The 11,703-nt window shown below is 58.5% G+C and carries 11 protein-coding genes; 2 read left to right on the plus strand and 9 right to left on the minus strand.

Translation table 11 applies throughout. The features are described from left to right. The first annotated feature begins 176 nt into the window (after window positions 1-176). Window positions 177-1,553, plus strand: a complete 1,377-nt coding sequence (locus tag JUI81_RS09485) for a glutamine synthetase family protein (RefSeq protein WP_018928630.1) — start codon at window positions 177-179, stop codon at window positions 1,551-1,553. Window positions 1,554-1,814: 261 nt separating this feature from the next. After that, window positions 1,815-2,453, plus strand: coding sequence for a TetR/AcrR family transcriptional regulator (locus JUI81_RS09490; protein ID WP_096479401.1), 639 nt, complete (start codon window positions 1,815-1,817; stop codon window positions 2,451-2,453). Window positions 2,454-2,588: 135 nt separating this feature from the next. Here JUI81_RS09490 and JUI81_RS09495 read toward each other — a convergent pair whose 3' ends face one another. From JUI81_RS09495 to JUI81_RS09535, 9 genes are all read right to left on the minus strand, one after another. Next, window positions 2,589-2,804, minus strand: a complete 216-nt coding sequence (locus tag JUI81_RS09495) for a molybdopterin-binding protein (protein WP_003229256.1) — start codon at window positions 2,802-2,804, stop codon at window positions 2,589-2,591. Window positions 2,805-2,838: 34 nt separating this feature from the next. Further along, window positions 2,839-3,645, minus strand: coding sequence for an aliphatic sulfonates ABC transporter ATP-binding protein (gene ssuB / locus JUI81_RS09500; RefSeq protein WP_096479400.1), 807 nt, complete (start codon window positions 3,643-3,645; stop codon window positions 2,839-2,841). Beyond that, complete coding sequence (gene ssuC, locus JUI81_RS09505) at window positions 3,642-4,424, minus strand: aliphatic sulfonate ABC transporter permease SsuC (protein WP_204124161.1); 783 nt, start codon at window positions 4,422-4,424, stop codon at window positions 3,642-3,644. Before ssuC ends, ssuB begins: the two co-directional genes overlap by 4 nt. A 9-nt stretch (window positions 4,425-4,433) precedes the next feature. After that, window positions 4,434-5,582 carry an FMNH2-dependent alkanesulfonate monooxygenase gene (gene ssuD, locus JUI81_RS09510; RefSeq protein ID WP_018928626.1) on the minus strand — a complete coding sequence of 383 codons (1,149 nt, stop codon included), beginning with the start codon at window positions 5,580-5,582 and terminating at the stop codon, window positions 4,434-4,436. A gap of 25 nt (window positions 5,583-5,607) precedes the next feature. After that, on the minus strand, window positions 5,608-6,573 hold the full coding sequence (locus tag JUI81_RS09515) for a sulfonate ABC transporter substrate-binding protein (protein WP_018928625.1): 966 nt from the start codon (window positions 6,571-6,573) through the stop codon (window positions 5,608-5,610). A 101-nt stretch (window positions 6,574-6,674) separates the two neighbouring features. Beyond that, window positions 6,675-7,268 (minus strand): NADPH-dependent FMN reductase, encoded by a 594-nt coding sequence (gene ssuE, locus JUI81_RS09520; protein ID WP_019580553.1) that lies wholly within the window; start codon window positions 7,266-7,268, stop codon window positions 6,675-6,677. A gap of 316 nt (window positions 7,269-7,584) precedes the next feature. Beyond that, window positions 7,585-8,223 carry a peroxiredoxin gene (locus tag JUI81_RS09525; protein ID WP_018928623.1) on the minus strand — a complete coding sequence of 213 codons (639 nt, stop codon included), beginning with the start codon at window positions 8,221-8,223 and terminating at the stop codon, window positions 7,585-7,587. Between the two features lie 291 nt (window positions 8,224-8,514). Beyond that, on the minus strand, window positions 8,515-9,882 hold the full coding sequence (locus tag JUI81_RS09530) for an OprD family porin (RefSeq protein ID WP_019580552.1): 1,368 nt from the start codon (window positions 9,880-9,882) through the stop codon (window positions 8,515-8,517). Window positions 9,883-10,280: 398 nt separating this feature from the next. After that, entirely contained in the window at window positions 10,281-11,612 is a 1,332-nt protein-coding gene (locus JUI81_RS09535; protein WP_019580551.1) for an OprD family porin, read from the minus strand. Window positions 11,613-11,703: the final 91 nt, after the last annotated feature.

The following is an 11,703-nucleotide window of genomic DNA, read 5'->3' on the forward strand; positions in this document are numbered from 1 at the left end:
GCCCGCGGGCGCCAAGACGTCAGAAGACAAAAATACGCCCCAAAGTGCCTCAAAAAAGCCTTGCGAGCGCTTTTTTAGGGCAAAAAAGGCCTCGCTTGACTTCGGCATGCCGTTCGGGTTGACTGGAATCTGAAAAGATCAATGATTGATATTTTTAACAACAAAGGTGTTGCATCATGTCGGTACCCCCGCGTGCCGTTCAGCTTAACGAAGCGAACGCGTTCCTTAAGGAACATCCTGAGGTTCTGTACGTTGACCTTCTGATTGCGGATATGAATGGTGTGGTGCGCGGCAAGCGCATCGAACGCACCAGCCTCCACAAGGTTTACGAGAAAGGCATCAACCTGCCGGCCTCTCTATTTGCTCTGGATATCAATGGCTCGACGGTGGAAAGCACCGGCCTGGGCCTGGACATCGGCGATGCTGACCGAATCTGCTATCCAATCCCCGACACCCTGTGCAATGAGCCCTGGCAGAAGCGCCCGACTGCGCAACTGCTGATGACCATGCACGAACTCGAAGGTGAACCTTTCTTCGCCGACCCGCGCGAAGTCCTGCGTCAAGTAGTGACCAAGTTCGATGAGATGGGCCTGACAATCTGCGCCGCGTTCGAACTGGAGTTCTACCTGATCGACCAGGAAAACGTGAACGGTCGCCCGCAACCGCCGCGCTCGCCGATCTCCGGCAAACGCCCGCATTCGACCCAGGTCTACCTGATCGACGACCTCGACGAATACGTCGACTGCCTCCAGGACATTCTGGAAGGTGCGAAAGAGCAAGGCATCCCTGCCGATGCGATCGTCAAGGAAAGTGCCCCGGCGCAATTCGAAGTGAACCTGCACCACGTGGCCGACCCGATCAAGGCCTGCGACTACGCGGTCCTGCTCAAGCGTCTGATCAAAAACATCGCCTACGACCATGAGATGGACACCACCTTCATGGCCAAGCCTTATCCAGGCCAGGCGGGTAATGGTCTGCACGTCCACATCTCGATTCTTGATAAAGATGGCAAAAACATTTTTGCCAGCGAGGATCCCGAGCAGAACGCCGCACTGCGTCACGCGATCGGCGGTGTGCTCGAGACCCTGCCTGCGCAGATGGCTTTCCTCTGCCCGAACGTCAACTCCTACCGTCGTTTCGGCGCACAGTTCTATGTGCCGAACTCGCCGTGCTGGGGTCTGGACAACCGCACCGTGGCGATCCGCGTACCGACCGGTTCCTCCGATGCCGTGCGCATCGAACACCGTGTGGCGGGTGCCGATGCCAACCCGTACCTGCTGATGGCCTCGGTCCTGGCCGGCGTGCACCACGGCCTGGTCAACAAGATCGAGCCGGGCGCGCCCGTGGAAGGCAACAGCTACGAGCAGAACGAGCAAAGCCTGCCGAACAACCTGCGCGATGCACTGCGCGAGCTGGACGACAGCGAAGTCATGGCCAAGTACATCGATCCGAAATACATCGATATCTTCGTCGCCTGTAAAGAGAGCGAGCTGGAGGAGTTCGAACACTCCATCTCCGACCTCGAATACAACTGGTACCTGCATACCGTGTAAACGGTTGCCGTAAAAACAACGCCGCCGGCTTTACAGCCTGCGGCGTTTTTTTATGGCCAACCACTAAACATTGTGGCGAGGGGGCTTGCCCCCGTTGGGCTGCGTAGCAGCCCCAGAACAGGCAATCTCGTTGTATCAGGGATACCGCGTTAGCTGGATTGGGGACTGCTGCGCACTCCAACGGGGGCAGCCCCCTCACCACGGGGTATGGATCATCTCTGCCCTCTGCGTACAATGCCCGCTGCCCTGCAGGAGACTTCAATGACCCGACTCGCCACCCCACGCAAACCCCGCGCACGCAGCCAGGCCCGGATCGATTCGATACTCGATGCCGCCCGCACGCTGCTGGCCGCCGAGGGCGTGGCCAGTCTGTCGATCTACAGCGTCGCTGAACGCGCAGAGATCCCGCCCTCCTCCGTCTACCACTTTTTCGCCAGCGTCCCGGCCCTGCTCGAAGCCCTGACCGCCGACGTCCACGCCGCGTTCCGTGCTTGCCTGCAAGCGCCCATCGACCACCACGCCCTCAACGGCTGGCGCGATTTGTCGCGACTGGTGGAACAACGCATGCTCGACATCTACGGCGAAGACGCCGCCGCCCGCCAGTTGATCCTCGCCCAGCACGGCCTGACCGAAGTCACCCAGGCTGACCGCCAGCACGACATCGAGCTCGGCGACCTGATGCACAAACTGTTCGACCACCACTTCGAACTGCCGAAGCTGCCAACAGATGTCGATGTGTTTGCCCTGGCCATGGAGCTGGGGGATCGAGTGTATGCACGCTCGGTGCAGCAACATGGGCAGATCACGCCGCGCATGGCTGAAGAAGGGATGCGGGTGTTTGATGCGTACCTCGGGCTGTATTTGCCGCCGTATTTGCCCAAGCGTGCTGTTCCAGTCTGATTTTTTTGCTGTATTCACTGGCCCTTTCGCGAGCAAGCCCGCTCCCACATTTGATCTTCACCGAGCTCACTGATTCACGCGCATAAAAAACCCCGAAGGGCTCACACCCTCCGGGGTTGTTGTTGGCGCACGCACTTACAACTTGGCGATCGACACCTCGGTGGATTTCACAAACGCGATCACTTCGCTGCCGACCACCAATTCCAGCTCTTTCACCGAACGAGTGGTAATCACCGAAGTGACGATGCCGGAGGCAGTCTGCACGTCGATTTCCGAGAGGACGTCGCCGAGCACGATTTCCTTGATCGAGCCTTTGAACTGGTTACGAACGTTGATGGCTTTGATAGTCATGATGTTGATTCCTGTCGTTGGATGAGTTTTTACGTTATTGAGCCCAGCGCAATTGCGTGGGCAATGGTGAAACAGGTTCCGGTTCCGGCGGTTGGCCGGGTACCGACAGCACGCGGTTAAGCACTTCGGTTTCCAGCGCCGCCAGCCGATGGGAGCCGCGAACCCGAGGGCGTGGCAATTCCACTGCCAGGTCGAGACCGACTTCGCCCTCTTCAATCAGAATCACCCGATCGGCAATCGCCACCGCCTCACTGACGTCGTGGGTTACCAGCAACACGGTGAAACCGTGCTTCTGCCAGAGCCGTTCAATCAGTTGCTGCATTTCAATACGGGTCAGGGCATCCAGTGCGCCCAGCGGTTCGTCGAGCAACAGCAGGCGCGGTTGATGGATCAGCGCGCGGGCCAGGGCCACGCGTTGCTTCTGGCCACCGGACAGCGCCGCCGGCCATTCGTGGGCGCGGTCCGCCAGGCCGACCGACTCCAACGCGTCCAGCGCTTGCGGCCGCCAGTTGCCCTTGAGCCCGAGACCGACGTTGTCGATGACCTTTTTCCACGGCAGCAACCGCGCTTCCTGGAACATCAGCCGGGTGTCTTCCCGGGCGGCACTCAGCGGCGCTGAGCCAGCAAACAACTCGCCAGCCGTAGGCTTGTCGAGACCGGCGAGCAAGCGCAACAAGGTGCTTTTGCCACAACCGCTGCGCCCGACCACCGCCACAAACTGCCCGGCAGGAATATGCAGGTCGATTTCACGCAGCACTTGCCGCGAACCGAAGGTCTTTTGCAGCTTGCGCACTGCCAGCGGAATTCCGCGCAGCAGGCGTGGAGGTTGTTGAGCCGTCATGCGGCACCTCCCTTGGCAACCTGATAGGCCGGATGCCAGCGCAGCCACACGCGTTCAAGTCCACGGGCCGCGAGATCCGCGAGTTTGCCGAGCACGGCATACAAAAGAATCGCCAGCACCACCACGTCGGTCTGCAAGAACTCCCGGGCATTCATCGCCAAGTAACCGATGCCGGCGCTGGCAGAGATGGTTTCGGCGACGATCAAGGTCAGCCACATGAAGCCCAGGGCAAAACGCACACCGACCAGAATCGAAGGCAGCGCACCCGGCAGGATCACCTGACGGAACAGGCTGAAACCGGACAGGCCATAACTGCGGGACATTTCCACCAGCGCCGGATCGACGTTGCGGATGCCGTGATAAGTGTTGAGGTAGATCGGGAACAACGTGCCCAACGCCACCAGGAAAATCTTCGCCGACTCATCGATGCCGAACCACAGGATCACCAGCGGAATCAGCGCCAGGTGCGGAACGTTGCGGATCATCTGCACCGAACTGTCGAGCAGGCGCTCGCCCCACTTCGACAGGCCGGTGATAAAGCCCAGCGCCAGGCCAATGCCGCCACCAATGGCGAACCCGAGCGCCGCGCGCCAGCCGCTGATAGCCAGGTGAGTCCAGATTTCACCGCTGCGGAACAGGCTCACACCGGCTTCAATCACCGCGATGGGCGCCGGCAGAATCCGCGTCGACAACCAGCCCTCCGACACCGACAACTGCCATACCGCCAGCAACAGAATCGGCAACACCCAGGGTGCGAGGCTGTGGATAGTTTTCTTCATGGCCACGCCTCAGCTCTGGGACGCGGCTTTGGGAAGAATGTCGTTGGCCACCATCTCGCCGAACGGGCTGACGTAACCGGCGCTTTTCGGCAGTTCCGGGCGCTCGATGTCCAGGTGCGGGAACAGCAACTCGGCCACCCGATAGGATTCTTCCAGGTGTGGATAACCGGAGAAGATGAACGTATCGATGCCCAGATCGGCGTATTCCTTCACCCGAGCGGCCACGGTCGGACCATCGCCGACCAGCGCCGTACCGGCCCCGCCGCGCACCAGACCGACACCGGCCCAGAGGTTGGGACTGACTTCCAGGTTGTCACGACTGCCGCCATGCAAAGCGGCCATGCGTTGCTGGCCGACCGAATCGAAACGCGCCAGAGAAGCCTGGGCGCGGGCAATGGTGTCATCGTCCAGATGAGAGATCAGTCGATCCGCCGCTTGCCACGCCTCGGCGTTGGTTTCGCGAACGATCACATGCAGGCGAATACCGAAACGCACGGTGCGCCCGAGCTTCGCGGCTTTGGCGCGAACCTGTGCGATTTTCTCGGCAACGGCGGCCGGTGGCTCACCCCAGGTCAGGACCATTTCGACCTGCTCCGCCGCCAGATCCTGCGCCGCTTCCGACGAGCCGCCGAAATACAGCGGCGGACGCGGTTGCTGGATCGGCGGATAGAGCAACTTGGCGCCCTTCACGCTGATGTGCTGACCGTCGTAATCGACGGTTTCGCCTTCCAGGACCCGGCGCCAGATGCGGGTGAATTCCACCGAGGCCTGATAGCGCTCTTCGTGACTGAGGAACAGACCGTCGCCGGCCAGTTCTTCCGGATCGCCACCGGTGACCAGGTTGAACAGCGCACGGCCGCCGGACAGACGATCCAGGGTCGCGGCCTGACGCGCCGCCACCGTCGGGGAAATGATCCCGGGGCGCAGGGCGACGAGGAATTTCAAACGCTGGGTCACCGGGATCAGCGAGGCAGCCACCAGCCACGAATCTTCGCAGGAGCGACCGGTGGGAATCAGCACCCCGCCGAAACCCAGACGATCCGCCGCTTGCGCGACTTGTTGCAAGTAACCGTGGTCGACGGCGCGAGCGCCTTCGGCGGTGCCAAGGTAATGGCCGTCGCCGTGGGTAGGCAGGAACCAGAAGATATTGAGGCTCATGGAGTAGTCTCCTTGGGGAATCGGATTACGGCGCTTTGGCGACGGCTGCCGGTGGCGTCCAGATCACGTCCTTGATACTCAAGGGCTTGGGAATCAGCTTGAGTTGGTAGAAGCTGTCGGCGATTTTCTGTTGGGCGGCGACCACCTCAGGGGTCAGGAACAGCGCGCCGTAGCCCTGGCGCTTCACCGAAGTCAGGGTGATGTCCGCCGGCAGGCCGAGCAGTGGCGAAACCTGTCTGGTTACGTCCTCGGGATTGGCCCGGGACCATTCACCGACCGCGCGCACTTCTTCCACCAGGGTTTTGATCACTTGAGGATTTTTTTGCGCGTAAGGCTTGGTCGCCAGGTAGAACTGATGGTTGTCGACGATGCCTTTGCCATCGCGCAAGGTGCGCGCTTGCAGTTGCTGTTCGGCGGCAGCCTGGTACGGGTCCCAGATCACCCAGGCATCGACACTGCCGCGCTCGAATGCGGCGCGGGCATCGGCGGGCGGCAGGAACACGGTCTGGATATCGGTGTATTTGAGGCCGGCGTCTTCCAGCGCACGCACCAGCAGGTAGTGCACGTTCGAGCCTTTGTTGAGCACGACTTTCTTGCCCTTGAGTTCCTGCACCGATTTGATCGGCGAGCCCTTCGGCACCAGGATCGCTTCGCTGTGGGGCGCTGGCGGTTCATAAGCGACGTAGAGCAGATCGGCGCCCGCGGCCTGAGCGAAAACCGGAGGCGTTTCGCCGGTGACGCCGAAGTCGATGGAGCCGACGTTCAGGCCTTCAAGCAGTTGCGGGCCGCCGGGGAATTCCGTCCATTGCACGTCCACGCCTTGGGCGGCGAGGCGTTTTTCCAGAGTGCCTTTGGCTTTGAGCAGCACCAGGGTGCCGTATTTCTGATAGCCGATTCGCAAAGTCTCGGCTTGGGCTTGAGTAATGACGCCGAAGGACACAGCCGCAGCAAACAGAGCGACCAGACCACGACGCAAAATGACAGGGCGCATGGCGCTCTCCTTTTTGCAGTTGGGTTTTGGCTGCACCTGCTTGCCCGTTAGCGGGCCAGTAAGGTGAGTACTTCAAATTCAGATGTTGCTTGAGGGCTGGCTTAAATGCTCCAGCGAGCACTCAACAAACGTTCGTTCAACAGGTTCGGATCGAGCGGCTTGGGCCGGCGAGCCATGGCGCTGTAGAACAGCTCCAGCGATTCATTCAGTCGTTGTGCAAGCTCGGGAGCCAACTGCGCCTGGGTGCTGCCTTCGCCGTAAGCGATCTGACTGTCTACGGCGAAAATCCCGTGGAGCATTTCCTGGGCCTTCAACGCCGACAGCACTGGCTTGAGCGCGTAATCCACCGCCAACATGTGGGCGATGCTGCCGCCGGTCGCCATTGGCAGAACCACTTTGTGGGCCAGAGCGCGCTCGGGCAGCAAATCCAGTACGGTTTTCAACGCGCCGGAGAACGAGGCTTTGTAAACCGGTGTGGCGATGAGCAGGCCGTCGGCGTTATCAATCTGTTGCAACAGATCGATCACCTTCGGGCTGTCGAAACGGGCATGCAGTAAATCTTCAGCCGGGAAGTCCCGTACCTGGTAACTCACCACTTCCACACCTTGCTCTTGCAACCAGCGTTTGGAGCGCTCCAGCAACACCCCGGAACGGGAGCGTAGGCTGGGGCTGCCACCGAGTGAGACGACCAGCATTCAGACAATTCCTTGAGCGGTGTTGGCGATTCGCAGCTTGCGATCTCGCATCGATGAAATGACCTTAACAGGTGATTTATATATCCATAAATCATATTTATTCATTTAGTTATAGCTTAAATGAATAAACTGTTTGTCTTTTTCCAGACAAAAAACAGGCCGTCGAAACGGCCTGAAAATCCCCTGCTTTGTAAATCTACACAGCCCTTGTAGGAGCGAGCGGTGCGGCGATCCGACTTGCCCGCGAAGGCGTCATCCCTGACGCTAGAAAGACCGAGGCGTTCGCTTCGCGGGCAAGCCTCGCTCCTACAAAGGTTCAGCGATTCGGCTGCGGCGTCAGCCGCAGGTACGGTTTCACCGCACGGTAACCCTTGGGAAAACGTCGCTGGATTTCATCTTCGTCCTTGAGCGACGGCACGATCACCACCTCATCACCGTCCTGCCAATTGGCCGGGGTGGCCACCTTGTAGTTGTCGGTGAGCTGCAGCGAATCGATTACCCGCAGAATCTCATTGAAGTTACGGCCGGTACTCGCCGGGTAAGTGATGGTCAGCCGGATCTTCTTGTTCGGATCGATCACGAACAACGAGCGCACGGTCAAGGTGTCGTTGGCATTCGGATGGATCAGGTCGTACAGGTCGGACACTTTACGGTCCGCATCGGCGAGGATCGGGAAGTTGACGATGGCGTTCTGGGTTTCGTTGATGTCCTCGATCCACTTGTGATGCGAATCCACCGGGTCCACGGACAGGGCAATGGCTTTGACACCGCGCTGGGCGAATTCATCCTTGAGCCTGGCAGTGAAGCCCAGCTCGGTGGTGCACACCGGCGTAAAGTCTGCCGGATGGGAAAACAGCACGCCCCAGCTATCGCCTAGCCATTCGTGGAAACGGAGGGTGCCGGCGCTGGAATCCTGTTCGAAATCGGGGGCGATATCGCCAAGTCTGAGGCTCATGGTGCTGCTCCTGGTGAGTGCTTGTTGAGCTCAACTGTGCCTGCGTTCCATTTTAATTAAAAAGAATAAATATCAATTTATTTAGATCATAAAGAAATATTAAAGATCTGTTCACTGGACCTGATCCGCCATCGGGACGAACATCGATCCCAAGGTTCGAGAAGGCCTTGAGTTGTTGCAAAAAGGGAACTTCAAGGCGGGTTTACGGGGGTGAGCCCGCCTTGAAAACGCAAAAGCCCCGCCCGGCGTGATGCCGGGCGGGGCTTTTTTTTGTCGGTTACGCGAGCGCTATTACAACAGCGGGATCGAGTAGCTGACGATCAGACGGTTTTCGTCCTGGTCGCGCTGACCCGGAACGTCGTTGCGCCACATGGCGTTTTTCCAGGTGAGGCCCAGGTTTTTCAACGGACCTTCTTGTACTACGTACGCCAGGGTCAGGTCGCGCTCCCACTCGGAACGACCACTACCGGATACCGGGTGAGCAGCGGTGTTGGCGATAGTGTCGATGTTGTCACCACGCAGGTAAACGATGCCGGCAGTAGCGCCTGGCAGGCCAACCTTGGCGAAGTCATACGAGTAGCGAGCTTGCCAGGTACGTTCGCCGGCACGGGCGAACTTGGCGATCTGGCTGTCGGTAATTATGTAGGCCGACGAGCCGTCACCCTGGTTCAACCAAGGGAAGTCGCTGCTGCCATTGCTGACCTGATAACCGCCGCCAAAGGTGTGACCGGCAACGGAGTACAGGAACAGGCCGCTATACAGGTTGTTGTCGACTTTACCGCGACCGGCACGGAAGCCCTGATAGTTGCCGGAGCTGAAATAAGCCGAGTCGTGACCGTTGGCACCGTCATCGGAGCTGTTGAAGTAACGCAAGTCAGACTTCAACACACCAGGACCAATCGACCAGTTGTGAACCAGGCCCAGGAAGTGTTGCTTGTAGAAGTCTTCCAGGTTGCCGTAGTAGTACTGGGCAGTCAGGTCTTTGGTGATTTTGTAGTCACCGCCACCGTAGATGAACTTGTTGCTGTCACGACCGGCAGCAGTGTGGGCGTTCGCCCCAGCGATCGACAACTCTTCGTTGTTGCTGGAGTTACGACCCTTGGCGTGCTCGATCTGACCGCCGACCAGTGTCAGGTCTTTGATTTCGTTCGAGGTGATCTGACCGCCCTGGAAGGTTTGCGGCAGCAGACGACCGTCGTTGGTCACGATCACCGGCAGTTTTGGCTGCAGGGTGCCCAACTTCAGTTCGGTCTGGGAGATCTTGGCTTTGGCAGTCAGGCCCAGGCTGGAGAAGTTATCAACCGCTTTGCCGTTGGACTCACTTGGGAAAACAGTGCCGCCGTAAGAGGTAGGAGTTGCGCCGTTGGTGCCGCCACCCGAATCCAGACGGACGCCCAGCAGGCCGATGGCATCAATACCAAAACCAACGGTGCCTTGGGTGTAGCCCGAGGTGAAACGCAGATCGAAGCCTTGGCCCCACTCTTCGTTTTTGCTCTGAACATTGGAAGCAGTTCTAGCTGCCGAATCACGGTTATCAGTGTTGATGTAGAAGTTGCGCAGCCCCAATGTAGCCTTGCTGTCTTCGATGAAACCGGCGGCGCCTGCCTGCTGCGCCAAAACCCCTACGGCCACAGCCAGGGCCAAGGTGGACTTGTTCATTGTTTCGCTCCTCTCATTTCTAATTCTGGGTTCCTGGTCCTGGTCGAGTGCCCGGATCCAAAGATGCGCAATGAGCGCCGGGTGGTCAGCCCCCCTTGTTTTTGCCGACATGACAAACCAAAAGATTTACCGCGGTATTTTTTAATGCCATTTAGGCATATATATCCATGCCGGGACTCAAGGTATCGGCTCATGAACCAATTCCTTGATCTTCAAAGTCGGGGGGTGCTGAATCCGATACTCGTGTTGCTGCCAATGAGTACCTGATGGATTCATTTTATAGACTTGGGCAAAAAACAAAAAAGAATAAATAATCAATTGAAGCTATTTTTTTGGAATATCAAAAAATACGCAAAAAAAAAGCCCCGCCAACAGGCGGGGCTTTTTTTTGAGGGTTATTACAGGAAGCTGTAGGTGTAGTTGAAGATCAGACGGGTCTGGTCAACATCAGGGTTGTTGGTGACTTCACTGCCACGGTAGACGCCATTACGCAACGTCACGCCGAAACCTTTGAAGCTGCCCTGTTGGATTGTGTAGTCAATCCGCATGTCGCGTTCCCACTCGGACCCATCAGGACCACGGCCATTCGTTGCTTTGATGTCATCGCCATGCAGATAGGCAATCGAGGTTTTCAAGCCCGGCACACCCAGCGCAGCGAAGTCATAGGAGTACTGACCGAAGGTGGTGTTTTCACCGGCACGAACGAAGCCGTTGATCATGGAGTCGGTGAACAGGTAGAAGCTGGCACCACCGTTCCCTTCCAAACGACCATTGCCATCAACCACGCTGCCCTGGTTCAGGTAAACGAAACCGCCGTCATCGCTGACGCGCTGGTGACCGACCAGGAAGGCGTTGCCACCCAGGGTGTAGGTGAACATGGCGCTCCAGGTCTTGTTATCGACCTCGTTCGGCTTGCTGGCATAACCGTTATTGTTGTTGAAATGATAACCGGCATCACCGTTCTTACCGTCTGAGCTGCTGTCGAAATAGCGCAGATCGGTCTTGAAGGACTGGTTGGCATCGATCGGAAAGACGTGGACCAGGCCGAGGAAGTCCTGCTTGTAGTAATCTTTCAGGTTCGAGTGGTAGTACTGCAGGGTGAGGTCTTTGGTGACCTTCCAGTCTGCACCGGCATAACGGAACTGGTTGCTGTCCTGAGTACCGCCAGCCACAGCCAGGCCAGTAGCGTTTGACGAGGCGCGACCCGCCGAGTGTTCCAACTGACCTGCGTTGAAGGTCACGTTGTCGATTTCCTTCGAGGTGATGGTGCCACCCTCAAAGGTCTGTGGCAGCAGGCGGCTGTCATTCGCTACCAGAATCGGCAGGTTAGGCTGCAGAGCGCCACCCAGGTGGGCCTCGGTCTTCGAGAAACGTGCCTTGACGTTAGCCGCCGCGCGGCTCCACTCGTTCACGGCCGAGCCATCGGTATCGCTTGGGAAGAACGTGTTGTTGGCTGGGTGGTGACCCTTGCCACCGTCCAGATGGATACCGACCAAGGCCTGGGCGTCGATACCGAAGCCGACAGTACCTTGGGTGAAACCGGACAGGTAATCGAACTTGAGGCCTTCAGCGGTCTCTCTCTGATCCGCGCCGCCTTCCCGGTTGTCGTTATTGAAATACATGGTCCGGGAACTGACGGAAGCCTTGCTGTCTTCCAGGAAACCCGCTGCGCCTGCCTGCTGCGCCAAAACCCCCACGGCCACAGCCAGGGCTAAGGTGGACTTATTCATGTTTCGCTCCTCTCGTTTTCTAATTTTTGTGTTCTTTGGTCTTGGGTCGAAAGCCCTGGATCCACAGATGCGCGATTAGCGCCAGACCGTG

Source organism: Pseudomonas sp. 008 (genome assembly GCF_016861935.1).
GTDB lineage: Bacteria > Pseudomonadota > Gammaproteobacteria > Pseudomonadales > Pseudomonadaceae > Aquipseudomonas.